This window comes from Altererythrobacter chaiwopuensis (genome assembly GCF_054957755.1).
Window position 1 is genome coordinate 1 of record NZ_JBTXJG010000003.1, and the last position, 25502, is coordinate 25502.

General features: G+C 59.5%; 29 protein-coding genes and 1 pseudogene. 17 read left to right on the forward strand and 13 right to left on the reverse strand.

Going from position 1 to position 25502, the window contains the following annotated elements; all coding sequences use genetic code 11:
- Positions 1 to 53 precede the first annotated feature (53 nt).
- From ACX2DJ_RS12625 to ACX2DJ_RS12635, 3 genes are read right to left on the reverse strand one after another with little or no spacing between them, the layout of a single operon-like run.
- Positions 54 to 1529, reverse strand: coding sequence for a recombinase family protein (locus ACX2DJ_RS12625; RefSeq protein WP_462573094.1), 1476 nt, complete (start codon positions 1527 to 1529; stop codon positions 54 to 56).
- Between the two features lie 2 nt (positions 1530 to 1531).
- Complete coding sequence (locus ACX2DJ_RS12630) at positions 1532 to 1933, reverse strand: DUF2924 domain-containing protein (RefSeq protein WP_462573095.1); 402 nt, start codon at positions 1931 to 1933, stop codon at positions 1532 to 1534.
- Complete coding sequence (locus ACX2DJ_RS12635; RefSeq protein ID WP_462573096.1) at positions 1930 to 2151, reverse strand: DUF3489 domain-containing protein; 222 nt, start codon at positions 2149 to 2151, stop codon at positions 1930 to 1932. Before ACX2DJ_RS12635 ends, ACX2DJ_RS12630 begins: the two co-directional genes overlap by 4 nt.
- A gap of 199 nt (positions 2152 to 2350) precedes the next feature.
- Between ACX2DJ_RS12635 and ACX2DJ_RS12640 the strand changes: the two genes are divergently transcribed.
- The 9 genes from ACX2DJ_RS12640 (at position 2351) to ACX2DJ_RS12680 (ending at position 9810) form a co-directional block, all read left to right on the forward strand.
- Positions 2351 to 3655, forward strand: a complete 1305-nt coding sequence (locus tag ACX2DJ_RS12640) for a site-specific DNA-methyltransferase (protein WP_462573097.1) — start codon at positions 2351 to 2353, stop codon at positions 3653 to 3655.
- Positions 3652 to 4182: a DUF5681 domain-containing protein gene (locus ACX2DJ_RS12645; protein ID WP_462573098.1), complete on the forward strand. Its 531-nt coding sequence runs from the start codon at positions 3652 to 3654 to the stop codon at positions 4180 to 4182. The genes ACX2DJ_RS12640 and ACX2DJ_RS12645 overlap by 4 nt, the downstream gene beginning before the upstream one ends.
- The gene (locus ACX2DJ_RS12650) at positions 4179 to 4730 is read left to right on the forward strand and encodes a DUF5681 domain-containing protein (RefSeq protein ID WP_462573099.1); all 552 of its coding nucleotides are present in this window, start codon (positions 4179 to 4181) and stop codon (positions 4728 to 4730) included. The genes ACX2DJ_RS12645 and ACX2DJ_RS12650 overlap by 4 nt, the downstream gene beginning before the upstream one ends.
- Positions 4731 to 4828: 98 nt before the next feature.
- The gene (locus tag ACX2DJ_RS12655; protein ID WP_462573155.1) at positions 4829 to 5461 is read left to right on the forward strand and encodes a tyrosine-type recombinase/integrase; all 633 of its coding nucleotides are present in this window, start codon (positions 4829 to 4831) and stop codon (positions 5459 to 5461) included.
- Between the two features lie 226 nt (positions 5462 to 5687).
- Positions 5688 to 6179: a sigma-70 family RNA polymerase sigma factor gene (locus tag ACX2DJ_RS12660; protein ID WP_462573100.1), complete on the forward strand. Its 492-nt coding sequence runs from the start codon at positions 5688 to 5690 to the stop codon at positions 6177 to 6179.
- A complete protein-coding gene (locus ACX2DJ_RS12665) occupies positions 6176 to 6886 on the forward strand; it encodes an anti-sigma factor family protein (protein ID WP_462573101.1) in 711 nt (236 codons plus the stop codon). Before ACX2DJ_RS12660 ends, ACX2DJ_RS12665 begins: the two co-directional genes overlap by 4 nt.
- 365 nt (positions 6887 to 7251) lie before the next feature.
- Positions 7252 to 8313 carry a S8 family serine peptidase gene (locus ACX2DJ_RS12670; RefSeq protein ID WP_462573102.1) on the forward strand — a complete coding sequence of 354 codons (1062 nt, stop codon included), beginning with the start codon at positions 7252 to 7254 and terminating at the stop codon, positions 8311 to 8313.
- Positions 8252 to 8965 (forward strand): hypothetical protein, encoded by a 714-nt coding sequence (locus tag ACX2DJ_RS12675; RefSeq protein WP_462573103.1) that lies wholly within the window; start codon positions 8252 to 8254, stop codon positions 8963 to 8965. The genes ACX2DJ_RS12670 and ACX2DJ_RS12675 overlap by 62 nt, the downstream gene beginning before the upstream one ends.
- A gap of 167 nt (positions 8966 to 9132) precedes the next feature.
- Entirely contained in the window at positions 9133 to 9810 is a 678-nt protein-coding gene (locus ACX2DJ_RS12680) for a transporter (RefSeq protein ID WP_462573104.1), read from the forward strand.
- Between the two features lie 134 nt (positions 9811 to 9944).
- Here ACX2DJ_RS12680 and ACX2DJ_RS12685 read toward each other — a convergent pair whose 3' ends face one another.
- The 4 genes from ACX2DJ_RS12685 to ACX2DJ_RS12700 all read right to left on the reverse strand — a co-directional run bounded on the left by ACX2DJ_RS12685 (position 9945) and on the right by ACX2DJ_RS12700 (position 13888).
- Positions 9945 to 11096, reverse strand: coding sequence for a S8 family serine peptidase (locus tag ACX2DJ_RS12685; protein WP_462573105.1), 1152 nt, complete (start codon positions 11094 to 11096; stop codon positions 9945 to 9947).
- A 391-nt stretch (positions 11097 to 11487) separates the two neighbouring features.
- Positions 11488 to 13182 carry a recombinase family protein gene (locus ACX2DJ_RS12690; RefSeq protein ID WP_462573106.1) on the reverse strand — a complete coding sequence of 565 codons (1695 nt, stop codon included), beginning with the start codon at positions 13180 to 13182 and terminating at the stop codon, positions 11488 to 11490.
- The gene (locus ACX2DJ_RS12695; RefSeq protein ID WP_462573107.1) at positions 13179 to 13610 is read right to left on the reverse strand and encodes a DUF2924 domain-containing protein; all 432 of its coding nucleotides are present in this window, start codon (positions 13608 to 13610) and stop codon (positions 13179 to 13181) included. Before ACX2DJ_RS12695 ends, ACX2DJ_RS12690 begins: the two co-directional genes overlap by 4 nt.
- A complete protein-coding gene (locus ACX2DJ_RS12700) occupies positions 13610 to 13888 on the reverse strand; it encodes a DUF3489 domain-containing protein (protein WP_462573108.1) in 279 nt (92 codons plus the stop codon). The genes ACX2DJ_RS12695 and ACX2DJ_RS12700 overlap by 1 nt, the downstream gene beginning before the upstream one ends.
- Positions 13889 to 14152: 264 nt before the next feature.
- Between ACX2DJ_RS12700 and ACX2DJ_RS12705 the strand changes: the two genes are divergently transcribed.
- Positions 14153 to 14401: a helix-turn-helix domain-containing protein gene (locus ACX2DJ_RS12705; protein WP_462573109.1), complete on the forward strand. Its 249-nt coding sequence runs from the start codon at positions 14153 to 14155 to the stop codon at positions 14399 to 14401.
- A 95-nt stretch (positions 14402 to 14496) separates the two neighbouring features.
- Here ACX2DJ_RS12705 and ACX2DJ_RS12710 read toward each other — a convergent pair whose 3' ends face one another.
- Positions 14497 to 15057, reverse strand: a complete 561-nt coding sequence (locus tag ACX2DJ_RS12710) for a carboxymuconolactone decarboxylase family protein (RefSeq protein WP_462573110.1) — start codon at positions 15055 to 15057, stop codon at positions 14497 to 14499.
- A 215-nt stretch (positions 15058 to 15272) separates the two neighbouring features.
- On the opposite strand from ACX2DJ_RS12710, the pseudogene ACX2DJ_RS12715 reads away from it, so the two are divergent.
- Positions 15273 to 15392 (forward strand): annotated as a pseudogene (locus ACX2DJ_RS12715) (DDE-type integrase/transposase/recombinase); the annotation flags it as partial.
- 112 nt (positions 15393 to 15504) lie between these two features.
- Here ACX2DJ_RS12715 and ACX2DJ_RS12720 read toward each other — a convergent pair.
- Positions 15505 to 16164, reverse strand: a complete 660-nt coding sequence (locus tag ACX2DJ_RS12720; RefSeq protein ID WP_462573111.1) for a TetR/AcrR family transcriptional regulator — start codon at positions 16162 to 16164, stop codon at positions 15505 to 15507.
- Between the two features lie 102 nt (positions 16165 to 16266).
- Between ACX2DJ_RS12720 and ACX2DJ_RS12725 the strand changes: the two genes are divergently transcribed.
- Positions 16267 to 17022, forward strand: coding sequence for an SDR family oxidoreductase (locus ACX2DJ_RS12725; RefSeq protein ID WP_462573112.1), 756 nt, complete (start codon positions 16267 to 16269; stop codon positions 17020 to 17022).
- Positions 17023 to 17182: 160 nt separating this feature from the next.
- Here the strand turns inward: ACX2DJ_RS12725 and ACX2DJ_RS12730 are convergent, their stop codons facing one another.
- From ACX2DJ_RS12730 to ACX2DJ_RS12740, 3 genes are read right to left on the reverse strand one after another with little or no spacing between them, the layout of a single operon-like run.
- A complete protein-coding gene (locus ACX2DJ_RS12730) occupies positions 17183 to 17503 on the reverse strand; it encodes a putative quinol monooxygenase (RefSeq protein WP_462573113.1) in 321 nt (106 codons plus the stop codon).
- A complete protein-coding gene (locus ACX2DJ_RS12735) occupies positions 17490 to 17780 on the reverse strand; it encodes a putative quinol monooxygenase (RefSeq protein ID WP_462573114.1) in 291 nt (96 codons plus the stop codon). The genes ACX2DJ_RS12730 and ACX2DJ_RS12735 overlap by 14 nt, the downstream gene beginning before the upstream one ends.
- A gap of 17 nt (positions 17781 to 17797) precedes the next feature.
- Positions 17798 to 19150 carry an aromatic ring-hydroxylating oxygenase subunit alpha gene (locus ACX2DJ_RS12740; protein WP_462573115.1) on the reverse strand — a complete coding sequence of 451 codons (1353 nt, stop codon included), beginning with the start codon at positions 19148 to 19150 and terminating at the stop codon, positions 17798 to 17800.
- Positions 19151 to 19317: 167 nt separating this feature from the next.
- Here ACX2DJ_RS12740 and ACX2DJ_RS12745 point away from each other — a divergent pair, with 167 nt between their 5' ends.
- From ACX2DJ_RS12745 to ACX2DJ_RS12760, 4 genes are read left to right on the forward strand one after another with little or no spacing between them, the layout of a single operon-like run.
- On the forward strand, positions 19318 to 21792 hold the full coding sequence (locus ACX2DJ_RS12745; RefSeq protein WP_462573116.1) for a TonB-dependent receptor: 2475 nt from the start codon (positions 19318 to 19320) through the stop codon (positions 21790 to 21792).
- A complete protein-coding gene (locus ACX2DJ_RS12750) occupies positions 21792 to 23699 on the forward strand; it encodes an outer membrane protein assembly factor BamB family protein (protein ID WP_462573117.1) in 1908 nt (635 codons plus the stop codon). Before ACX2DJ_RS12745 ends, ACX2DJ_RS12750 begins: the two co-directional genes overlap by 1 nt.
- A 1-nt stretch (position 23700) precedes the next feature.
- Positions 23701 to 24030, forward strand: coding sequence for a Rieske (2Fe-2S) protein (locus ACX2DJ_RS12755; RefSeq protein ID WP_462573118.1), 330 nt, complete (start codon positions 23701 to 23703; stop codon positions 24028 to 24030).
- 5 nt (positions 24031 to 24035) lie between these two features.
- Positions 24036 to 24662, forward strand: a complete 627-nt coding sequence (locus ACX2DJ_RS12760) for an FMN-dependent NADH-azoreductase (protein WP_462573119.1) — start codon at positions 24036 to 24038, stop codon at positions 24660 to 24662.
- 206 nt (positions 24663 to 24868) lie between these two features.
- Here ACX2DJ_RS12760 and ACX2DJ_RS12765 read toward each other — a convergent pair whose 3' ends face one another.
- Positions 24869 to 25045, reverse strand: coding sequence for a MaoC/PaaZ C-terminal domain-containing protein (locus ACX2DJ_RS12765; RefSeq protein WP_462573156.1), 177 nt, complete (start codon positions 25043 to 25045; stop codon positions 24869 to 24871).
- 236 nt (positions 25046 to 25281) lie between these two features.
- Between ACX2DJ_RS12765 and ACX2DJ_RS12770 the strand changes: the two genes are divergently transcribed.
- Positions 25282 to 25494 (forward strand): hypothetical protein, encoded by a 213-nt coding sequence (locus ACX2DJ_RS12770; protein WP_462573120.1) that lies wholly within the window; start codon positions 25282 to 25284, stop codon positions 25492 to 25494.
- Positions 25495 to 25502 lie beyond the last annotated feature (8 nt).

Consider the following 25502-nt stretch of genomic DNA (forward strand, 5'->3'; position numbering starts at 1 on the left):
CCGCGCAAACAGGCCGGACAGATGACCGCACCCTGACAGGTCCAACCATCAAATCAATTTAACCCTTGCGCAGGGGCCATCCACAGATGACAGCACCGGTTGTCGTATGGCGAAGATGGTGCTGTCTCGACCAGCGGCATGCCGCGTTCCCTTGAGGCCATGCCATGCGCGCGCCGCAGGGCAGCGATCAGTGTTCGGTCGCGTTGACGGGGATTGCGCCTGCCGAGTATGATATGGCGCTTGCCGCCGGTGAGCGGCAAGGCAAGCTCGACCTCGATGACGGTGCGCTGCCTGCCGGCCGAGACCATGCGCTCGCCTTCTTCCAACGCATGGGCGAGCGCGATCGAGTGGTCGCCGCCAAGGGAGACAAGTAATCCGTGCGCGGTGAGCCGAACTTCCTCAAGGTCAGCCAAGGGATCATCGCTCCTTGGCAGCCAGCGAGTGAGCAGCTCGCTGATAATGGCATCAAGCCTGGGACCGGGCAGGCGCCGGACGATGTCGTCATCGAGAACGCTCTGGCCCTGCTGGAGCGGGGCCGAGACGTAGTAGCGGTAGAGCTTGCCATGGCGGTTGCGGGCAAAGGCAGGTGTCATGATTTCTCCAGCCGCATCGATGAGCTTGCCGGTGAGCGGGGCCTTGGCAACCGTGCGCTTGATCCCTGCTGCACGCCGCCGCGAGTTCGCATCGAGCTGCTGCTGGACCTGGTCGAACAGGCCTGCGTCGATGATCGCGTCGTGCTCGCCCTGGTGGGTCTCGCCCTTGTGAGTGATGAGGCCGAGATAGGTCTTGTTGCGCAGGAGATGGAACAGCGCGCCGCGGCTGAAGTGCGCGCCGCCCAGTACCTTGCCCTTCTGTGTCACATGCCGCTTGGAGGTGATGCCATCGGCCTCGAGCTCGCGCTGCAAGGTATAGACCGAGCCCAGCGCTAGATAGCGATGGTAAATATGCCGCACACGCTCGGCTTCTTCTTCGATCAGACGCAGCGTTCGCGATCCCGGCTCGGGGATATTATAGCCCAATGGCGGCAGCCCGCCCATCCACATGCCGCGGGCCTTGGACGCTGCGATCTTGTCGCGGATCCGCTCGCCGGTGACTTCGCGTTCGAACTGGGCAAAGGAAAGGAGCACGTTGAGCATCAGCCTTCCCATCGAACTCGTCGTATTGAACGACTGGGTGACCGAGACGAAGCTGACGTTCGACTTCTCGAAGATCTCGACGATCCGGGCAAAGTCAGTGAGCGAACGGGTCAGCCGGTCGATCTTGTAGACCACGACCACATCGATCAGTCCCGCTTCGATATCAGCCAGCAGGCACTTGAGGCCGGGGCGTTCCATATTGCCGCCTGAGAAACCGCCATCGTCGTAGTGCTCAGGGATGAGTGTCCAGCCTTCGCCGGCCTGGCTCATGATATAGGCCTCAGCGGCAACGCGCTGGGCATCAAGCGAGTTGAAATCCTGCGCGAGCCCTTCTTCGGAAGACTTGCGGGTATAGACCGCGCAGCGGATGGTATCCGTTTTGACCGTGCCCATTACTATTGCCTGAGGCCAAAGTAGCGCGGACCGTTCCAGCGGATACCGGTGATCGCGCGGGCAGCGGCCGAGAGCGAGGGATAGAGCTGGCCCTCCCAGCGAAAGCCATGCTCCTCGACCGTGACTTCGATCTGCCTGCCTTTCCAGTTGCGAGTGAGGCGTGCACCGATTCCGAGTTCCTTGCCTTCAGGTTCGACCGATCCGCTGCGGGCAAGTGCCTTCCTGGTCTCCGCTTCGAGACCGCCGAAGGCTTCGGCCTGCACGCGCCAGGCGAGTTGCAGCCGCATGAGCGGCAGCGAGCGCAGCTGCGGAGGGGCGCCAAAGCGCCGCCTCCATAATGCGCGCAGCTGATGGAGCTCCATCTCGCTTATGGCTGCAACCAGTTCCTCGACATCGGCAGTCATGCCGATTTGCCTGCGCGGTAGCGGCGCACCCCATCGATCTTCTCCGATGTTATGATGAGCCCGCGTTTCTTCAGTGCTCCGGCCATGGCGCCGCGCACCGAGTGCGTCTGCCATCCGGTGGCCTCGGTCATCTCGGCAATGCTGGCGCCGTCCTTGCGCAGGAGCAGCGCTTCGAGCTGGTCGAGCTTGCTTGCCGATTTGGTCGTCGTGTCGGTCATGGTTCGTCTCCGCTGATGCGGCGACCAGAATAGCCGCCGTCACCGGGACAAGCCCGAACAAGCCGGGCGCACAAACAGCAATGCTCGACTTGACAGTGAAGTCCAGTCGAAACCGCGAGGTCCCGCGGCTTGCTCATCGATTGGGGAAAACGGTTCTTGCGGTCTTCCTGTTCACGTCTTGTTCGCATAGAATATAGGCATGAACAAACCGATGCATGCGGCAGCCTCTCCTGCCGATCGCCGGCTTGAGGTCACCTACCGTGACCCGGCAAGCCTTGTTCCCGACCCCCGCAACGCCCGGACGCATCCCAAACGGCAGATCGCGCAGATCGTCGCTTCGATCCGCGCCTTCGGCTTTACCAACCCGGTGCTTGTTGATCCCGGCGGGATCATCATCGCCGGACACGGTAGGCTCAAGGCGGCCAGGGAACTGGGCCTCACGGAAGTTCCAGTCATCGAACTCGACGGTCTCAGCGAAGCCGAGAAGAAGGCGCTCAGGCTCGCTGACAACAAGATCGCGCTTAATGCCGGGTGGGATCTCGAGATCCTCAAGCTCGAGCTGGCCGAGCTCTCATTGCCCGAGATCGATATTGATCTGGGCCTGACCGGCTTTAGCCCGGGCGAGATCGATGTGGTTCTCTCCGACATCCCCGATCCTGATGACGAGGTCATTCCTCCAGTTCCTGAGAATGTTCGGGTTCGGTCCGGCGATATCTGGCAACTGGGTGAACACCGTGTTGCCTGCGGTGACGGCAGGGACAGCGCCTTCCTTCAGAGGCTGGTTGGCGAAGATGCCCGGATCGACTGTGCCTTTCTTGATCCCCCGTACAATGTGAAGATCAACGGCCATGCCAATGCCAAGGGTCGTCACCGCGAGTTCGCCATGGCTTCGGGCGAGATGAGCGAAGCTGAGTTCCGCACTTTCCTTGCCGATACGCTGGGCGCCTGTGCGTCTGTCTCGCGCTCAGGTGCGGTGCACTTCATCTGCATGGACTGGCGCCACATGGACGATGTCACGGCGTCGGTCAGCGATGTCTACTCCGAGCTGCTCAACATCTGCGTTTGGAACAAGAGCAATGCCGGAATGGGCTCGCTCTATCGTTCGAAGCACGAGATGGTGTTCGTCTACCGGGTCGGCGACACCCCACACACCAACAATGTCGAACTGGGAAAGCACGGCCGCAACCGCACCAATGTGTGGGACTATCCCAGCGTCAACTCGATGCGCGGGTCACGCCGCGAGGACCTTGCGCTGCACCCGACGGTCAAGCCGGTTGCCATGGTCGCGGACGCTTTTCGTGACGTGACCCGCCAGGGAGAACTGGTGCTCGACACCTTCCTTGGTTCAGGCACCAGCCTCATCGCTGCCGAGCGCGTCGGTCGCAGGTTCCGCGGCCTCGACATCGATCCCGCCTATGTCGATCTTGCCATGACCCGCTGGTCCGAGATCACCGGCAAGGAACCCAGGCTGCTCCATCGCGAAGCGGGAGGAAATGCGGCATGAGCAGCGACACGCGCTTCAAGCCGGGCCAGTCCGGCAATCCAAGGGGGCGGCCGAAGGCGCGCCGGCCCAATATATCGGCCTTTGACATCATCCTCGACAAGCGCCTGACCGTCAAACAGGGCGGCGTCGAGCGCGAACTTACCATCGAGGAAGCGCTGCAGCTCCAGACCTACCAGGACGCACTCAAGGGTAGCCGCATGGCGATCCGCAAGGTTCTCAAGATGATCGAGAAGCGCGAGGCAGCGCTTGCCCGCAATAACCCGCCGCGGCTACAGCCGGTAAAGATGGTCACTGAGTACGATGCCGACAATGCCTATGGAGCACTCAAGCTCCTCGGGATTATCGAAGCTGACCCCAAGTGGAGCGGTGAAGGCGACGACACCCGGCTTTGCGTATCGACCTGGGCGGCACAGGCTGCGCTCAGCAGGCCGGGCCGAAAGAAGTTTAGCGAGAGGCAAGAGCAGGACATCAAGCTCTACACCCTCGATGCGGATAAGCTGCGCTGGCCGCGCGGGTGGACCGTATGAGCTGCGAGGAGCCGATCGGCTATGCCAATCCGCCTAGCTCGTCCCGGTTCCGCAAGGGCCAGTCCGGCAATCCACGTGGACGGCCGAAGAACCGGCATCGAGAAATCCCCTACGACGCCGTGCTCGGCCAGATGGTAACGATCAGGGAAGACGGCCGTGAGCGGCGGGTTACCGCCGCCGAGGCCTTCCTGCTGCAGCTGACGCAGAAAGGCCTCGTTGGTGACAGCGCCGCGGCGCGCGCATCGCTTGACGCTATCGAAGCTGCGCGGGCTGCGAGAGGCGCCGATGAAGCTAAACCGTTTAATTTAACTATCTCGATCATCGGCATGAGCGTCGGGGTGATACTGGACACCTTGGGCCTGGCGTTCAAGAGATACCCCCGCGACGAGAAGCGCGTGCGCAGGGAGATCAATCCCTGGATCGTCGAGGCAGCACTAGCAAGGATGGGTGAGCGCAAGCTTACATTCGATGAGCAGCGCGAGGTGTTCACCAACACCCGCACCCCGCACAAGGTCACATGGCCCGAGTGGTGGGAAGTGAAGGATTGAAGGTCCACTTTGCGCCCCAATCCAAGACGTAGGCTTCCGATTTCTTAGTTCCCGAAAGCGGACCTTCTCTGCGGCCATTCCGGCCAAGGAGAATGAAGATGACATACTCACAATATGACCCAGTGGGGCACAACCGTGTGCCGTGGAACTTTGGCGCCAAGATCGGACCCAAACGCCCGTTCAATCAGAAACAGATCTGGGCGATCCGGTTCTTCCTAGATCGCGAGAAACGCATTCGGGATCGAGCCCTTTTCGATTTGGCAATCGACAGCAAGTTGAGAGGCTGTGACCTCGTCGCGCTCAAGATCGGAGACTTGGTCAGTGGGCCAGAAATCAGGACACGGGCCACAATCACCCAACGTAAAACCGGGCGCCCAGTTCAATTTGAAATAGCATTGGACGCCAGAGCAAGTCTGTTAGCTTGGCTTGAACGTCGAGGTGGCTCCGTGGATGACTATGTTTTTCCAAGCCGCGTCGATCACACGCGGCATCTCAGCACGCGCCAATATGCTCGGCTGGTTGATGAGTGGGTAGAAGGAATTGGGCTCCGCACCGACGAGTACGGAACCCATTCGCTTCGTCGCACGAAAGCGTCGATCATCTACAAAGCCACCGGAAACATACGGGCGATCCAAATACTGCTTGGCCACTCCAAGATCGAGAACACAGTCCGTTATCTTGGCGTGGACATTGAGGACGCGCTCACACTAGCCGAGAAGACGGAGATTTGACCCATACTGGGCGCCAGCTTTTGATCGGTTGGCGCCCCTTGTTGGTATTTATGGAAATCTGAGGCCCTTACCAGCCGAATTCGAAAGAGAGCGTCAGTGAGCTCGCCACAGCTCCAAGAGGATCGCAGATGTCATGCCATGCGGACAGCCAAAAATCGATTTCTGCAGTTCGCGGGATTAATTTTGTGTTTAGGATCGTCTTACATTTGCAGTCGCACAGGATTTGATGTTGGACCAGTTCGAAAAGGATCTGGTGGATTTGATCCCACGTCTGCGTCGGTTTGCTCGATCGCTTACGGGAAATGCCGTTGAGGCAGACGATCTCTGCCAGGCAGCCATCGAAAAAGCGCTCAAGCATCGAATACAGAAACGGTCGGATGGTCGGCTGAGAAGGTGGATCTTCATGATTGCGCGCAATCACTGGCTGGACGAAGTGCGCAAAGGTCAGCGCATTAATTCCCATTTTGTATCGATCGATGACGCGAGCGTAGCCCTGGTCTCGAACTCTTCGACTTGGGATGATCCGGAAAGCGCAGTGACTGTGCATCAGTTACTTCAGGCGCTTCCGCTAGAGCAACGCGAGGCAGCCGCTCTCGTTTGGGTGGAAGGCTTTGCCTATCGAGAAGCGGCTGCCATGCTCGATATCCCCATAGGAACTCTCACCTCGAGACTGTCGCGGGCAAGAAGCCGCCTGATAGCAGAATTGGAGGAGTCATGATCACTGAAGCACAATTGATGGCTTATCTTGATGGCGATCTGACTGTTAAACAGCAGAAAGAGATCGAAGCAGCGCTTCTGGGCAACGTCCACTTGCAAAAGCTGGTGAAGGACGAGCTTACCCTCAGGCGCAAAGTGGGGCAGTTTTATGCTCCTGTCCTGGATGAGCCTGTACCCGCGCGCCTGTTAAGCCCGATTGTCGAGGGTATCGGAAAGTCCGCAGTTTCAGTGAGGTCGTGGTTTGATATCGGCAGGTGGGGCTGGAGCCTTGCCGCGCCTCTTACGGCATCCCTCGTCATTGGCATATCTCTGGGATTCGCACTTACAGGCTCTGACAAAGCAGAAATTGGTGCTACCTCAGCACCAGATCCCAGGGTGGCCATGGCGCTTGAGGCTCAGCTGGCATCAACCCAGGGGCCAGACGCCGAGGTTCAGATCGGCATTACATTCGCACGTGCTGATGGGCAGATCTGCCGAACCTACCAGACGGCAGATGGTTCGGGGTTGGCTTGCTATGCCAATTATGAGTGGCAGAATTTGCTTTTCATTCCAGGCAAGGATGGCCAAACCGGCCAGTATCGTCAGGCGAACAGTTCGGCAGCTATAGTAATGAATCATGTACAAGAAATGATTGTCGGAGAGCCAATGGACGCAGAGCAGGAACGCAAAGCTCGTGATGCAGAATGGGGCTCCGATTTCGTGCAATGACCCTCACAATTTTTTCTCGGAGCTGGTTTCGCATTTGCGCGCTTAGCCTGATCGTAGCTGCCCTTTCGGTCAGTTCGGCAAGCGAAATGGCGGCGGCTCAGAGCCAGGCCCAACGCGGCGTTGATGCAGCTACTCAGGCTCAGCATCGTGCGACCGATGCAATCGACCGGGCGAATGCTGCACAGGCACGCGTCGTTGCGGCGGCGGAACGGGCCGCAAGTGCGCAGGATCGTGCAAGCAGCGCAATAGAAAGTGCGAGCAATGCGCTTGAGCGAGCTTCGGGTGCATCGGGCAGGGCCAATCAAGCAGCAAGCGATGCTTTGGACATTGCGAATTCCGCTAGAAATGCGGATCACAGCCCAGACTTGAATGGCAAGCGATACGAAGCGCTGGCCCAAGCCAATCCCGATGCCATTGAGCTCGTAGGCGGCGTAGCGGCAGTGCGCGGGGAGATCGTTGCGGTCGATCCAGGTGACAATGTGCTCAATGCGATACTCCGAGCCGGATTCACGCTCACTTCGGAAGAAATCATAGAGGGAATCGAGCTACGCCTCGCTACCTTGCAGGTGCCAAAGGGCCAGACGATTGAACAGGCACTTGATGTGCTTCGCCGGATCAGTGCCGATACGCAATTCACCGCCAACCACATTCATTTACAAAGCAGCACGACATTGTCCGAGCGTTCGCCTGCTCCGCTCGCACCTTCATTGCCCATCGCGCAAGCTGGCATCGGCCTGATTGACGGAGGCGTTGCCAAAACCCCTTTCAATTCTCGCTTGATGCAGAGGGGTTTCGCTCGCGGAGCCCCGGTATCTGATTCCCACGCCACAGCGCTTGCTTCGCTTGCAACTGGCACAGGAAAGATCAAAAGCGCTGCTCCCGGAGCTCCACTACTGGTCGCCGACATTTACGGAATCGATCCCCGCGGTGGCAGTGCCGTCGCACTGGCACGCGCGCTTGGATGGATGGCAACGCAGCGGGTGCCAGTCATTATTGTCGGACTGGTTGGGCCTGCCAATCCCATTGTCGAGCGCGCAGTGCGGAGCGTGCAGGAACAGGGGATCCTGATTGTCGCAGCAGTCGGGAATGCTGGTGCGGCAGCTCCGCCTATGTATCCCGCCGCATACCCCTCGGTCATCGGGGTGACCGGGGTTGATCGGCGCAACCGAGCACTCGTCGAAGCTGGCCGAGGCCCTCATGTCGACTTTGCTGCGCCTGGCGCGGATATTTTCGGAGCTTCAGCGACGGGTGAAATGGTTCGTGTGCGAGGGACCTCCTACGCTGTACCGCTGGTGGCGGGCAGGCTGTGGCTGTTGCATGATCTGCCAGATGCTGTCGCGGCGCTGATAGAGGAAGCCGCCGACCTTGGCGAACCTGGGAACGACTCAATTTTTGGCCACGGATTGGTGTGTGGCGCCTGCAGGTAATTTTCAGCGTTTGGGGATTAAAACCGGGTCAGTGATCGTCTTACCAATGTGTTTGTCAAAAAAAATGGAGATAGAGATGAAGCTTCTCAAGATCACAGGCAGTGCGCTTTTGCTTGGAACCAGCAGTTTTGCGCTCGCACAGGACGCTCCTGAAGAAGCCGAAGCGCAGGACGAGTTCGGAGCAATGGTAAGTGCCTATGCGCAGGAAAATGCGCAGAATGGCGGCATCGGCGAATATGTCAGTGAGCAGGCGCAAGCCCTTGCCGCACAGCGCCGCGGCCAAGACGATGGCGATGCTGATGCCGAAGAAATTTCGGAAGATGAGGAATCTGAAGGAATTGGCGAGACTGTAAGTGCGGCAGCGCAGGAAGCTGCGCAATCGGAAGACGGCGAACCTGGCAGTGTTGCTGATGCAGTGCTCGCGAATACACCTGCCGCCGACGAGGCGCGCGATGCCGTTGCGGATGCTGCTGCGGCAGCTGCCGATGGCCGAGCCCGCGCCGATGAAGCGCGCCTGAGTGCGGCTTCAGCTGCGTCGGCCGCGCGCGAAACGGCCGATGCCGCAAGGCAAAATGCGGCAAATGCTCGTGAAGCAGCGCAGAGTGCGCGTGACAATGCCCGCAACATTCCGCGTCCCGGTCGACCGGGTTGAACGGGCGGTTGAACACTTGATTGGATTGCAAGGGCGCGAGTTGTATTGGCTCGCGCCACAAAAATTTGGGGAGAGTTATGAGGAAACTTCTGGCAATCGCCGCTGTGGCTCCGGTGTGCCTGGCTTCGGCTCCGGCTATAGCGCAAGAGGTTACAGTTTCTACCGGCGTGGACTATAGCGAAGGTGAATTTGGCACGGGTATAGACACCACCATCCTGGTGGTGCCGTTTTCAGTGCGTACGAGTTTTGACGGATTCTCGCTGACTGTCACCGTGCCCTATCTCGAAATCGACGGTTCGACATCCGTGATCGGTGGTGGGGAAGGGCCGATCATCATCGATCCCGATCTCATTGAAGCCAAACGCAGCGGTATTGGCGATGTCAACATCCGCGCAAGTTTGGATCTGATCGATCTTGGTGGCGCAAAACTGGCAGCGAATGGCCGGGTCAAGGTGCCCGCCGGGAGCAGATCAAAGGGACTTTCTACCGGAGAAGTAGACTTTGCTGGCGGCATTGAGCTGGCTGCGACGCAGGGCGTTGTGCAACCATTTGGCGAGATTGGATATCGAGTTCTGGGTGATCCCGAGGGAATTGATCTTCAGAACGGAATTTACGGTTCGGCAGGGGCCATCGTGCTATTTCCCGGCAATTTGGTCGGCATCGCCAGCTATGATTATGTCGAGGCCAGTTCGAGCACGATCGAGGACACACACAGTCTCTTTGGTGGTCTGGTCATTCCAGCAAGCGATCGGTTGAACCTGACAACCTACGGAACAGCGGGCCTTTCAGAAAGTGCCGCGGATTGGGGGGTTGGCGTATTGCTCAGCCTCAAGCTCGGCAGCTGAGATATTCGGATCGACCGGGCTGCTGCCCGCGATAGATTTGCATTCGCTGAAGCGACGAACCCAAATAAGCAGCGCACACATGCGCGCTGCTTATTTGTTCTAGGATCTAGATGCGAAAATCGCCGTACCGGGCGCTAACGCACGCCGATCGGATCGGGGTTTCCGTCTGGATCGCCCTTGACGGTCCCGTTAGAGTTCGGCGCCCCATGCAGTAAAACACCTGCGAGGTGCGGTGCTGCCATCGAGGTTCCGCTAATCGTATTGTAGGAACCGTCCTTCCAAGTAGACTTGATCGAAACACCGGGCTCGGCAAAGTCGACAGGCGGATTGCCGTAGTTGGAAAATGAAGCCCAGTTGTCGCCTTCGGAGAAGGCAGAAACGGTGTAGATGTTATTGCCGTTTGCACTGGCGGGTGAATAATTATTCGCATCGTCGCCACTATTGCCGGCTGCCAGGGTGAACTTGATGCCCGAGTTCGCTGCGGCAATCACAGCATCATTGAGTGCTTGCGAGAACGGCCCGCCCAAACTCATGTTGGCAACATCGCCGACCGATCCGTTTGCTGCCACATAATCCACGCCTGCAATGACGCCTGAATATGAGCCGCTTCCGCGCCGATCGAGAACGCGCACCGCCACAACTGGGGCCCCAGCCGCGACGCCAACCACCCCTAAATCATTGTCGATCGCAGCGATCGTGCCCGCGACATGGGTGCCATGGCCGTTCTCATCGTCGGCCCCTTTGCGGCTATTGGTGAAATCCTTGCTCAAGGTGCGATCTACGTTGAGGTCTGGATGGTCGAGGTCGATGCCAGAATCGATCACCCAAGCCAACCCGCTTGTACCGGTGCCAGCGCCACCAACGCGCGTAATGCCCCAGGGGGTGGATTGCGGGGACGTGGTGTCGCCCCCGCCGCCAGGTCCCTTTCCAGGCGGTGGAGCCAAAGGTTCAACCCGCATGACCTGATCGGGTTCGCAATAGGCAAGGCTAGGGTTCTGGGAGAGCATGCTCCTGACTGCTTGTTCCGATGCCCGAACAACGAATCCGCGAATAGTATTGGAAAAAACCCTGCCGACCTGACCGCCCGCATCACGTGCGACCAACCGGGCTTCGGCACCGACACTGCTGCCTGGGACAGCATAGTGCGGGCTAAAGACGCATATAAACTGGCCTGCGATTACCTCAGCTCGCGGGGGTGCGTCCCTGACGTCCGCCTGCGCCAATAAGGCTGTTGATGAAATCGCGAATGTTCCAGCTGCTAAAGCGAACAACTTTCCTATTTGCATGTGAAACCCCTCCTACCCAACCATCGGAAGCTTACACCAATGCTGATTGGATGACTAGTCTTGGGCAATTCGGACGCTGATTGTCCAGCGTCTCATTCGCGCAGTCTCAGTGGGCACGACAAGCTAACAGCAAATGATCGGCAACTAGGGCGTTTGTCGAGCGGCAACACGCCACCTTTTGCCAGCCAAAATCAGACATTCCGCTACCGGCCCAGGTCCGGCCAAAGAAAGGCCCCGCACGCCTTGGAGGCGGCGGGGCATCAGGAGAGGGATCGGAATGTCCGAGCCCTTCGGGTCGCGATATCTGCCTAGGTTGTCATTGTGACGAAGCTGAGAAGGGGTGTCGTTAAAATCGCGTGACCGCGATTGCGCCGTAACATGGATGCCGGTGCTACTTCTGAGCGAGCATCCTGCGTGTTTGCTCGCTCCAGTGGGGCGCAATCGCACCGGTTGCCAGCAGCGCCTTGGCATCAAGCGCAGCGGGCGTTTTGCCTGCCAGGATCGCCTCGACCACTTGCGGCGAGAGGAAGGCGAGCCGAGCCACGCGGGTAATCCAGGACACACTGACGCCTTCCTGGTTGGCAAGCCGGGTGGCGTCGATTTCGCCGCGCGAGAGAATGCCCCACCATTGATGCGCCTGGGCAAGCAGCCTCAGGAGCGTCGGGTCTGGGCCGCGCGATCCGGCCGGGATTCCGCTGTCGTCGACCAGCCTGAGCGATTGCCCCGAGCGGGTCAGCCGTATGTTCGCCATGTGCCGGATCGTCGATGGCGCATCGGAGCCAAGGTTCAGCTCGAGCATGTCAGCGAGCGCCTGGGCCGAGATGACAAGCTCGAGCCGATCGGGATGGATGACCACGTGATCGATGAGGGACTTGATCGAAGAGCGACGGAGTCGACCAAGTTCGGTGCGTAATTGCTCGAGCGTGTTGGTTGCCTTGGCGAACTGGGCGGGTGAGATATCGATCTTCAGGTGCCGGGCGAGGGCGAGCGGGTCAGCGAGTACTTCCACCAGTTCGCTTGCGACTGCCTGCTCGATTTCCCTGGCCGGGATGCGCATGCTGTCGCGCGGCGAGCTTCCGGCGTCGTGATGCGCGGACTTTGAGACATAGTAACGATACCGCCTGCGGGTAGTTGTCCCTCCGCCGGTGCAGGGCTTGCTGGTGTGAACCGGGATTAGCGTCTCGCCGGATTGATCGAACAGCTTTCCGGCGAGGAGGGCAGTGCTGACCTCGCGCGCCGTGCGCGTGCCGCGGACATTCTCCGTCAGCTGCTGCTGGACTTCATCCCATTCCTCGCGCGGTATGATGGCAGGATGATTGCCGGGATAGACCTTGCCCTTGTGCGCGATGTCGCCGGCATAGATCGGATTCCTCAGGAGATGATAGAGCTTGCCGCGGGTGAAGGCGCAGCTGCCATAGCTCTTGCCATTGGCAGTCTGGCGCCGCGGTGTTTTGATCCCTTCGCGCGCCAGCTCTTCTGCCACCAGCCTGACATTGCCCAGCCGGCGATAGCGCGCGAAGATATCGCGGACGAGGACGGCGTGCTCCTCGACAATCCTGAGGCTACGCCCATCAGGCTCATAGCCCAGCGGCGGAATCCCTCCCATCCACATGCCCTTGGCCTTGGAGGCGGCAATTTTGTCGCGAATACGCTCGGCAGTGACTTCGCGCTCGAATTGCGCGAAGCTCAGCAGCATGTTCAAGGTCAGCCGTCCCATGCTGGTGGTGGTGTTGAACGACTGGGTGACCGAGACAAAGCTGACCCCTGCATCGTCGAAGGTCTCGACCAGCTTGGCAAAGTCGAGCAGCGACCGCGTCAACCGGTCGACCTTGTAGACGACGATGATGTCGATCCTGCCTTCCTTCACATCGGCCAAGAGGCGCTGGAGGGCAGGGCGCTCGAGCGTACCGCCCGAAAGCCCGCCGTCGTCATAGAAATCGGGGAGGAGCTTCCAGCCTTCCGATGCCTGGCTCAGCACATAGGCGCCGCAGGCTTCGCGCTGGGCATCAAGCGAGTTGAAGTCCTGCTCAAGCCCCTCCTCCGATGACTTGCGGGTGTAGATTGCGCAGCGGATGATCTTGCTCATGCTGCCCTTTTCGTCTGCTTCAGCCCGAAGAAGGCAGGGCCCGACCAGCGTGTGCCGGTGATTGCCCGGGCGAGGCTGCTTAGCGAGTTCCATGTCTTCTCGTTCCAGCAGATCGCACCATCATCTCCGATAGTGACCACATGCAGCACGCCATTCCATTCGCGCATCAATCGCATGCCGGGCTCGTGCCTGCGGGTCTTGGTCTTGCCCGCTGCGAGCTGATCGAGTGTCTGCTGCACCTGTCGTGACAGGCCTCCATGTGCCGCGGCCTGCACCTCCCATGCCAGCGCCAGGCGCAGCAGTGCGGCGCTTACACGCGGGACTGGCCGACCGGTGAGACTGGACCATCGCGCGCGCAGCTGCGCCAGAGGCATCGCCTCCAGCGCAGCCAGTTCATGCTCGAGATCGCATTTGCCTCGTTGCGTCATCAATCCGCTTCCGCGATCCGGTAGCAGGTGACGTCATCGCGCTTTGACTTCACGATCGTGTGGCCCTTCTTCCTCAGGCCCGTCAGGACAGCGCGTGCGGAATGTGGTTGCCAGCCCGTGGCATCGGTCATCTCGGCCAGCGTCGCGCCTTGCTTGCGTTCGAGCATGGCAGTGACCTGGTCGATCTTGCTGGCGGGGCGAGGGACTGAGGTTGTGGTTGCAGGTGAAGCCTCGGCGGTCGCCGGTCCCTTGGGATTGCTCTTTGCCTTCGTAGTCATGGCGGTGTTCCTTGTTCCGGAGCAGCGTGATTGCTGCTCCCACCACCCAAGGCCCCGATGCGCATCAAGCGGTGGGGCTGCGACGGCCGTCAGGACCGCGATTCAACAGCGACAGCAATGCTTGCTTCGTGCGCCAAGTCCAATGGAATGTGCTGGAAAGGCTAGGGATTGGAGTAATAGGCGCGTCATTTGGGAACTGTGCACTCTTGCGCTTTTTCGGAGTCGAAATCAGATAGGGTCGGGATCTGAAACCGGGGGCACACCATGACCATTGAGCCACAGGCGTTATCGGCGTCAGCGTGCCGCGATGCCCGAGCCCTGCTTGATCTCACCCAGGAAGAGCTAGCATCAGCCGCAAGTATCAGCGTCTCGACACTACGTCGCTGTGAGCGCGGCGAACCGGTGAGCGATTATGCAAGAAAGCAAATCCTCGCTGCGCTCGAAGCGCAAGGTGCGACATTTATTGGGGCAAAAGCGTTAGAAAAGCTTGGCGGAGTCCGACTTGAAGAATGATAAAGCGATCTATGTGAAGTGGGCCGCCGAGCTGAATTCGCGTTGGACTAACAGCACCGAAAGCCGGATGAATTAGATTCCGATCGCTGGTCGGGTCAGCTTTGCGTCATGGTCGGCATACAGACACCATCGAGCGCAAGAACGTGGGTAAAGCGTCCCAGCGCCATCCAAGAGCCGATCGAGAAGGTCAGGTCGACAATCTCGCGATCGCTAAAATGGGCGTGCATCCGTTCCCAGAAATCCTCGTCATCGTCCATCGATTGCGGTGTTTCACCGAGCCGTTCGGCATATTCGATCGCCAGCCGCTCGCGCTCGCTATAGGCATCCGAGGTACGCCAGTTCAGCACCTCCGTGTAGAAGCGTTCGTCCGGCGGAGTGTTGTCGCGCGCCTTCGCGGCCTTCTCGACGCTGCCACCGCTGCGCTCGATATGGCCGGGCAGATCGCGCGCCGCCCGCATTTCACGACACAGATTGCAACCGTTGATCAATGCGGTGCGCATACGGGCTGCTTCCATTTCGCGCATGGAAAGCTGTGAATTCTCGTAAACCGCCAGCGAATAGCCCGCCGCCGCCGTGCCGATTTCGGGCGTGTATTCGGCCCAAACATAGGCCAAGGGGTCGTGCGCGTGCTCTTCGGGAACATGTACGCGAGGCATGATTTTCTCCTCTCCTTCGACTTGTGATTTTGCGGTATCCACTGATCGAGGCACGATTGTGGCCGTGCGGCTTTGTCAAAGCAATGGCGGGTGGTCGGCGAGACTGCTTGCCGGAGTGGAATCGCTTCGGCCCTATGTTCGCGACCGATATCAGGCGACAGCGCATCAGTCGCATCAAGGGCTACTCCCAGTGGCGTTGATATCTCGACGAGTGCTTCGTCAAGATCAACGGCGAGACACATTACCTCTGGCGCCCTGTCGATCATGAGGGTGAAATCCTGGAAAGCTACGCGAAGAAAAAGTGCCATAAATCAGCTGCAATGGCTTTCTTCTAGAAGACACTGAAACGCCATGGAAGCCCAGTCGAGATCGTGACCGAGGGGCTCAAATCTTTTCCTGCTGCATTGAAAGAGCTGGGCCTGAATGTCCGTTAAACGCGGAACCGTCTTATTTGCGGACGGGTCGCAGGTCGAGGATGACCTTTTCGAGGTGATCGATCACCAGTTTGACCGTATCCTCATTGATGCCATGGGTCAGCCGGTTGATCGCCATGCCTTCGAGCGTGCTTTGCGTCAGCGCCAGAGCAACCTCGAATGCCTGGGGATCGTCACGCCATTCCGGAAATAGTTCGATGGCCAGGTCGTGCCAACGCTCTCGGAATTCGAGCCGGACGGGTTCGAGCGTTACAGCGAGCTCCTTGTCTGTGCGCGAAGCAATCGCGAGTTCCTGGAAAGCGATGAAATTCGGCCGGGTCAGTTGGCCCCAATAGGCATGGAGGAGAGTGCGCGCATCATGATCCAGCGTGCCTGCTGAACGTCGGAAGGCGCGCAATTGCTTGTGATGCAGCTCTATCAAAGTCGCCTGGAGCAGTTGCCGCCTGGTCTCAAAATGGTGCAGCATGGCGCCACGCGACAGTCCGGCATCGTCTGCGACCTTGGGCGTCGTGGTGTTGGAATAGCCGTATTTCACTAGGCAGCGGATGGTCGCCTCGATCAGGCGGGCACGGGTCTTTGCGCTCTTGATCGCCTGGGCGGTCGGTTCGATGATTGGCTGGGCACTGGCTGGACCCCTCTCCTTGTTGCGCTGCGTTGACGAACTGCGTGGCATATTCGGGGCCTCATACAAAATAAGCAGGCGTGCCTGTTTTTAATGATGACATATCTTGTGCAAAAAGGACTAGTCAAACGAATCAGTTGGAGAGCTATCGTCATGGGCAAACTGGAAGGCAAGACCGCGCTCGTCACAGGGGGTGGTTCGGGGCTTGGCAAGGCCGACTGCTTGCGTCTCGCGGAGGAAGGCGCGATAGTTTATGTGACGGATGTGAATGCGGATGCTGCTGCTGCGGTGGCCGCGCAGATCGGCGGTGCTGCTGTTGCGCTAAGGCATGATGTCGCATCCGAAGCAGACTGGCAGGCGGTCTATGACCGGATCGCAAGTGACCACGGTCGCCTTGATATCCTCGTCAACAATGCGGGGATTGTCTTGGTCGCGGACCCGGAAGCGACCACGGTCGCGCAGTTCGACCGCGTCATGGACATCATGTGCAAGGGCGTTTTCCTGGGCTGCAAGCTTGGTCTGCCGCTTCTGGCGAAGTCGGATAACGGTTCGATCATCAACATGTCTTCGACCGCCAGCCATTTCGGTTATGCTCCGTTTTTCGCCTATTCCGCAGCCAAGGGCGCAGTGCGCTCGATGAGCAAGTCGATTGCAGTGCATTGCCAGGACCAGGGCTACAAGGTGCGCTGCAACACGCTGCACCCGTCATCGATCGAGACGCCGATGATCCAGAGCGCAGAGGGTCGCGCAGGGGAAGAGCACGCCATTCCCGAAGGTGTCTTGCCCGCCGGGGCGACAGGTGCGCCAAGCGACGTCGCGAACCTCATCGTCTATCTTTGTAGCGACGACGCGCGCTTCTTGACGGGAGGCGAATATCTCGTCGACAATGGCTTCAGCATCCGGCCATGAACAATCATGTCGGACTTCTTTGATGGAGTTCAAGGCTGATTTCCCGAGTTGAGAACCCGGGCTTCTCAGGCAGGAAAGCCTTGGTCATTGGTGTCTCCAGCGTCTGCGGTACAGCCGTCGCCAGCATTGTTCATGCGCCGCCGGGCAAGACCGGCTTCGCTCACGAGTGCGAGCGTAGGTACGTCAGCTGCATTTCTTGCGCCAGGCAATCGAGGATCGGCGGCACCAGCCGGTCGTGGAAATCAATTTGCATGTGGTGCTCGAAGGCAGCTTCGTCCTTGAACGTGGCAATGCAATAAAAGAGATCTTCGTCCTCTTCCGACTGCATGATCTCGTACACCCATGCATCTGGTTCAAGTTCGTGAACCAGCGCCTTTAGTTCGGTCTGGAGCGCGATGAATTCCGCGCGCTTTTCGGGCTTCGTGTGCAGCGTTGCGATAAACGACTTACCCGGGGCTCCGCCGCGTTCAGGCTTTGACATCGTAAAGATACTCCCGGTGATAGGTGCCATCAATGCAATCGATCATCCGTGCGATGATCGGCGCGCTTTGCGGGTTCTGCTGATGGGCAAGGTCTGCCGACTCGTCGGTAAAGCTTTCGAAGACCGCGAAGGCGCCCGGATCTTCCAGCCGATAGAACTTGTATTGCAGCGTATCCGCTTCGGTAGCTGCAATGGCTTCCATCGCATCGATCAGTTCGATGAATTCGGCCTCTATGCCCGGCTTGATATTGAACCGGGAAAGGAAAGTGGTGGGCATCAGGGGCTCCTGCTCTTTTATTTCTCACCGTTGATGTAGCGATCCAGCTCGACATGGAAATGACGCAGCCGGGCTTCCTGTTCGCTCCACAGCGGTCCTGCGAAGCCGCGCGAGCGCGCACCCTTCTGCACGATCGGCAAGAGTTCGCTGTCCTGGTCCAGAACCTCGCCCAGTTCAGGCGGTTCGCCCAGCTTGCTGTGGATGATATCAGGCCGGATCATTCCGCTGGTATCGGCGTCCTCGGCCAATCCCATCCACGCTGGCGTGGAATAGCCGGGAATGTCTTCCGGCTTGAACAGGATGATAGTCTCGTAAGTGAACTGTTCGGGATCGGCCGGGTGCGGCATGAAGCGGTGAATGAAGACCGCTTCGGGATGGCAGCCAATCTGGATGTTGGGGAACAATCCGTAGATGGTCGAATCGCTCAACTGTGTGTCACTGAATTTTTCATAGCCGAGGCCGTACATGACCGAACGCTCGCGCTTGGCCTGCTGAATGGCGGCACGGCTTTCCTGTGCAGTGCCGGTGAAGCTGTCAGGGTCGATGCCTGCATCGGCCAGCATCATCTTGATCCCGGCATTCACGGTTTCCTGATCGGGAAAGCGTGGGCTTGGTTGAGCAAAGGGGACGAACTGGCGGCTCATGCCATTGGGAAACAGATCGATCTGCGTGCGATCATCCATCACAGCCTGGGTCTGTGGATGGACTGAGTGGAGATGATAGATCTCGTAGAACGCGTCAACGCCGCCTTTCCAGTTGGCAGCCCAGTCCGATCGCTTGTGCTGCACGACATGCATCTTGCCGATGTCATAAAGGGCGAGATGATCCGCAACTTCACCGAGATACTCCGCCAGCGGCATGACATCGTCATTCATCGAGATGAAGATCAGTCCGGCCATCGTTTCGCAGCGCACTTGCTTCATGTCGGTGCCGTGGCAAAGTACGTCGGGATGGAAGGTTTCAGCATCGGTTACGGAAATATTCTTCCCGTCGAGCGCGAACTTCCAGCTGTGGAACGGGCAGGTGAACTTGTCCGCCGAACCGAAATCATCGAGGGCTATCTGGCTGCCGCGGTGCGGGCAGACATTGTAAAACGCGCGTACGCTGCCGTCATCCTGCCGGACCACGACGAAGGATTCGGTGCCGATGTCGAACCGCAGCCAGTCGCCTTCATCCGGAATGTCGCATTCGACGCCCGCGAGTAGCCAGGTCCTGGTGAAGACCCGCTTCCATTCCGCGTCCCAGAACTCGCGCGCATAATAACGCGAAGGATCAGGCCGCGAAGTCCCATTGTCCGGGCGCGGACGCTCGGCATTGAAGGGGTGGGAATCGCCATTGTGAATATCCCAGTTGCGGAAATTGAAGTGCATTTTCGCCGTTCTCCCGTGCCAGCCTGTCCGACTGTTACAGCAATGCCATTGATGCCAAATAAAAAACAATCATGATTGATTGACATATTTTGCTGTGGCAGGAAGATAGAGTCAAATGGGAAGGGGCCTGAGCCGCTATCCCTAAGATAAGAGGGTGGGAGAGATCTATGTCCAAGAGCTTGCTTAAATGCGGCGTTGCCTTTGCTGCGATGTCTCTCGGCATCATGCCGGCGGTCGGATATGCACAGGCTGCACAAGGAGCGGCTGAAGCCGCTGTTGCGGAGGATGATGAACAGGGGCTCGGCACGATCCTGGTCACGGCGACCAGGCGCGAGACCGACCTGCAGCGCACGCCGATCTCCGTATCGGCCATCGATGAAACGCTGATCGAACAGGCGAGCGTGGATACGATCGGTGGACTAGCGGCCTTTTCCCCTAACTTCTCGGCTGAAACGATTACCGGCTTCAACGCGGCGAGCTTCGCGATGCGCGGCGTGGGCCAGAACAACATCATCGTGTATTATGAGCCGCCGGTGGTCGTGCTGGTGGACGACTTCGTTATGCCTTCGGTCCAGACCCAATTGCTCGACACCTTCGATGTGGCGCAGGTTGAAGTGCTGCGCGGCCCGCAAGGCACGCTGTTCGGCAAGAACTCCACCGGCGGCGCGGTGACCGTGCGGACCAAGCGGCCGGAACTGAACTACGTCGGCGTTGACGGGCAGTTCAGCTATGGCGATTTCGGCACGGTGGCGGTGAAAAGCGCGGTCAACGTCCCGCTTGGCGACATCGCAGCGATTCGCCTCGTCGGCGGCTACGAGAAGACCGACGGCTATTATCGCAACGGGGCTTGCTATGGCCCAGTGAACAACCTGTCCGGCATTCCGTCGAAATGGGACGGTGCAGAGGGCTGCCTCGACGGGCGCCGCGTTGGCGGCAAGGATGTATGGAATGCCCGGGCGAAGCTGCTGCTCGAACCGAGCGATAACATCAGCGCGCTGTTCCAGTACGAATGGCTGCGCGACCGTTCGGGTACCGTTCCTTCGGTCAACGAGAACGATCGTTACACCGGAAACGTCGGCTTCCTGACCGATTTCCTCGGCCTCAATGTGCCCAATCCCAACAGCAATGACCCGCTGGACAATGCCGGCATCACGCTGCGCGGCGATGCCTTCCTCGGGCGCAAGCAGCGAATCAATGTCGATGGCCTCTATGCCAATATCGACATCGATACCGAGGTCGGGACGCTCACCTCGGTCACCGGGTGGCGAAAGCAAATCTCGCGCCTGCCGAACTCCTATGCCGGTGTGACGGCGATCGGCACCGATGGCCAGCCGCTTTCGGTATTCGACGCCAGCCGCGACGATGATCGCAAGACGTTCCAGCAGGAAATCCGCTTCGCCAGCGATCTGGGAGGGGCGTTCGATTTCGTCGCCGGCGGGTTCTATCAGAACGATAAGGCCGACTTCTGCGTGTCCCAGATTCTCGGCTTCCTCGACCTCGTTTCGGGGCCGCTTCCGTTCGGCGCCTGGAACGATACGCCGTACATCCTCTGCAATGCGCAAAAGGCGGAATCGAAGGCCCTGTTCGCCGAAGGAACGTTCGAGATTTCGAATGGCCTGACGCTAACCACCGGCGTCCGCCAGACGTGGGACGACAAGGTCTGGCGCGGGCGGCAGCAGACCTTCATTCCGGCACTTGAAGGCGGCTTCGACTTCGGCATCTCGATCGACGAACCGCTGGATGCGAGCGTCTACAATTATCCGGCGGGCGTGGTGCGGGTGGACGACAAGTCCGACGAGCTGACCTATCGCATCAGCCTCGGCTATGAAGCGAACCCCGACCTGTACTTCTTCGCGACGCATGCCACCGGCTACAAGGGCGGCGGCTTCAACGACCAGATCGGCGGCTTTGCGCCTTATGGCGCGGACCTCGATTTCTTCGCCAGCGACGCGCGCGCGACCGATCCGGAAAAGGCGAAGAGCTTCGAAGCAGGGGTCAAGGCCGGCCTGCTCGACAACCGTCTGCGGGCCAACCTGACCGGCTTCTACGTCGAATATTCCGATCTCCAGAAGCAGCTCAATGTGCCGATCGTCGTCAACGGCGCGCCCAACCAGGTGACGCTGTTCTTCAACGCGGCATCGGCCACGGTGAAGGGCATTGAAGCCGAATTGACGGCCAAGCCCGTTGACAACCTGACTCTGCGCGGCGTTCTGGGATACCAGGATGGCAAGTACGACGAGTACGACGCACCCAATGCCGGATATGATCTTGCGACGGCGCCGCTCGACCGTGCCCCGAAGTGGCAGTGGACCCTCGACGGTACCTATACTCTACCGGTTGGTTCTGACTGGGAGGTATCGCTCAATGGCAATGTTGCCTACCAGAGCCGCAACCTGTTCACTCAGGCGATCGACGATCCGCTCGGCAACACCTTCCTCGATGCCCGCACGCTTTTGAATGCGTCGCTTACTCTGGCGCAGGCGGATGGCGACTATTACATCCGCGTGGTCGGCCAGAACCTGACCGACGAGCGCTATCGCACGGCATCGCAGAATGTTGCCGGCCTGTGGCTCAACAGTCAGTTCGGTCCGCCGCGCTACTTCGGCATCGAGCTCGGAGTCAGCTTCGGAGCCGGTAGTTAATGATGCGATGGAATGCCCTGGTCGGGCTGGCGTTTGCGACATTGCTCGCCGCTTGCCAGCCCACCGGGGACGCTGACAGTAATGCTGTTGCCGGGGGCGAAGCCACTCGCGTAAGTTCAACGGACGAGTTCGTTTCGCGCAGCGGCACTCCCATCGATCCCGAAACACATCCGGGCAAGGCACTGTTCTATGAAAGCTGCGCTGGTTGCCACAGCGGAGCCGTTCCGAAGGCGCCGGCCATCGTCTGGCTGGAGATGCTCGAGCCGGACATGGTGCTCGATGCGCTGAACAACGGAGTGATGAAGCAGCAGGCGGCGCACCTTTCCGCGACACAGCGCCAGGAGATTGCCGAGTATCTTGCGCGTATCGAACTGGACGATTACCAGCCCCCCGCGCCGCCGCCGGCCTGCACCGGCGATGTGGCAAAATTCGCCGGGACGCCTCCTGCCGCAGTAGGCTGGGGCCATGACACCGGCCGCTTCGTCCCTGCGTCCGTGGGTGGCCTGAGTGCTGGCGACCTCAAGGGGCTCAAGCTCAAATGGGCATTTGCCTATCCCGGCGCAAATCGTGCACGTTCGCAGCCGACAATAGGTTGGAACACGATCTTCGTCGGAAGCCAGACGGGCAAGGTGTACGCCTTCGATCTCGCTACGGGTTGCGCCAAGTGGGTTTTCCGCGCGAGTGCAGAAGTGCGCAATGCGATCGTTACGGATGCTGATAACAAACGCCTGTATTTCGGTGATATTCTCGGCCGAGTGTATGCAATCGACGCGATGACCGGCAAGCAATTGTGGCAGGTCAAGGCCGATGACCACCCCAATGCCACGATCACCGGCACACCTGCACTTGGCGGGGGTGTGCTCGCAGTAGCGATTTCATCGTTGGAAGTGACTTCGGCAGCCGATCCAAAATACGATTGCTGCTCCTTCCGCGGCGCAGTGCTCGCGCTCGATCCCAAGACCGGCAAGAAGCTTTGGAAGACTTACACGGTGCCCGCCGAGCCGCGCGAGCAAGGCCGCACCAGTGCCGGTGCCCGAATTCTCGGGCCTTCGGGCGCACCGGTGTGGGGCAGCCCGGCCTATGACGCGAAGCGGGGTCGCTTCTATTTCGGTTCGGGCGAGAACTATTCTTCCCCCGCCGACGAGAACAGCGATGCACTATTCGCGGTCGACGCCAGGACCGGTCGCAAGCTGTGGCAGGTTCAGTTCACCAAAAACGATGCCTGGAACGTCGGCTGCATGATCGGCAACGAAAACTGCCCGAAAGAAAAAGGACCCGACCTCGATCTGGCAGCATCGCCGATCGTCGTGCCGCTTGGTGGCGGCAAGGATATCATCGTGGTCGGCCAGAAATCGGGTGTTGCCTATGGCGTCGATCCGGACACCGGCAAGATCGTGTGGAACCGTCGGCTTGGCCATGGCGGAACGCAGGGCGGGGTTCATTTCGGCATGGCGCGCGAAGGGACCAGCATCTACGTACCCATCGTCGACATGGTCGATACCTATGACGGGCGAACTTATGATCCCAAGCTCAACGGAGCAGGCATCCACGCGATCGAGGCGGCCACGGGCAAGGTCATATGGCGCCAAAAGGCGAAGGACAATTGCGGTGACAAGCCCTATTGCGATCCCGGCGTGTCAGCGGCGGCAACCGCCATTCCGGGCGCTGTGCTGGCCGGGCACCTCGATGGCATGTTGCGCGGCTATGATCGCAAGACCGGCAAGGTGTTATGGTCCTATGACACGACCAAACCGGTAAAGACGATCAGCGGGGACACTACCCGGGGTGGTGCGATGAGTGGACCGGGGCCCACCGCATATAACGGCTATCTGGTCGTCAACAGTGGCTATGGGCTCTACTTCCACATGCCCGGAAACGTTCTGTTGGTCTTCGAGAAATCGCGCTGACATGGCGTTGGAGATCGTCGCAAGGCTGGGAGATCTGCCCCAGAAAGGAACGCTGGCGATCGAGCACGGCGGCGAGAAAATCGTTCTGGCGCGAAGCGAGATGGGCGTGTTCGCGGTGGAGAACCAATGCAGCCATGCTTTCCAGGAGCTGCACGGGGGCAAGGTCAAGAGAGTATTCATCTTCTGCCCGCTTCACGGAGTGCGGTTCGACCTCCGCAACGGCTGCCCGAGCGGCAATCTGACCGATAAACCGATCAAGGCCTGGCACTGCGAAGTGCTGGGCGAGGAAATTGCAATCGATCTTGATCGCCGCCTCGATCCAGGGGCCTGACGCGCATGCGGTTGCTGCATTTCGATGCTAGCCCGCGCGCGGATCGCTCGCGGTCGCGCGCGGTGGCGGAGAGCTTCCTCGCCGCATTGCCGACCGGGGTGGAGGTGACGCGGCTGGACCTGTGGGAAGCGCAGCTACCCTCGCTCGGCGGCGACATGATCGAAGGGCGCTATAACCTCATTATGGGCGAGGATGTCGCGCCCGCAGTAGCAGCGGACTGGGCGTTGATCAGGCGCTTCACGGACGAGGTGCTGGCACATGACGCCTGGCTGATATCGACCCCGATGTGGAACTTCGGCATTCCCTACAAACTCAAGCATTTCATCGATGTTGTGACGCAGCCGGGTATGGCGTTCCGCAATACTCGAGCGGGAGACGTCGAAGGCCTGGCGGCGGACAAGCGGGTAGCGGTCATCGCCGCAAGCGCCATGCCGTTCGGTGCGGATCCGGGCATCGAGAGCCTCGATTTCCAGCTACGCTATCTTGAAAGCTGGCTCGGTTTCATCGGCGTCAGCACGGTCGACAGCGTCAGGGTTGCCCCGACTTACGGACCCCCGGAGGCAGTTGATGCGGCAATGGCCGAGGCGCATCGCCAAGCGGCCGAAATCTCCGCCAAATGGTTTCCAGGTTAATCCGCCGCGCGGCTGTAGACCAGGTTTATACTGTTGAATTGCAGAACGATTTCCTCGTTCTGGTTGCGCAATTCGTAATAGGTTATGGCGGTTCCGCGTGGTTTTCCGCTGGTGGAATATGTCAGTGAGATAACCCGGGATGTCGCATAGACCGTGTCGCCTGCACGCAGCGCGGTCTTGAGACGGAAGTTGTCAAAGCCGATGCCTCAAACGAAGTCGATGTCGCTGTTGATCTCGTGGTCGAGCTGCCGCCAGATCGCCAGCACATGTACGCCGCTGGCGACGAGCTCGCCGAAATGCGAGGTACGCGCGGCCTCCGGATCGGAGTGGAACCATTGCGGGTCATACTGCCGCGCAAAATCGACGATTTCCTGCTGCGTCACCGTTCGCAAGGAGGATCACCGGATCTCTCCCAGTTCCAGATCCTCGAACTTGCGGGGTGGGCGCGGCCGATCCATCGGTTTAGCTAGCGTCATCCGTTTGGTCTGCGCAAGCAGCATTTTAAAAAACAATCATGCCTGAATGTTTACTTCCCCGGCGCGGCTGGTAAGATCGCGCCACGGGAAGAAGGACAAGGCAGGCTATGGCAGGCATCGCCCTTGGGCAGAGCATATTCCAGATGTCGTGGTTCGTCCCCGACCCGTTAGAAGCAGTAAGCCGCTGGCAAGCGACCACCAGTGAAGGATCGTCCCTGATGGCATCGCAGCTGGAGCGTTATCCCGACCAGAATTTTGAAGTCGTCAGCAGCGGGCTCTTCGGCACGGCGCAGTCCGGCTTCTTCGCCAGGGCGACCGAGGAACGGGATGGCGATCCAGCAACGCTGCTTCGCTAGATCTAGCT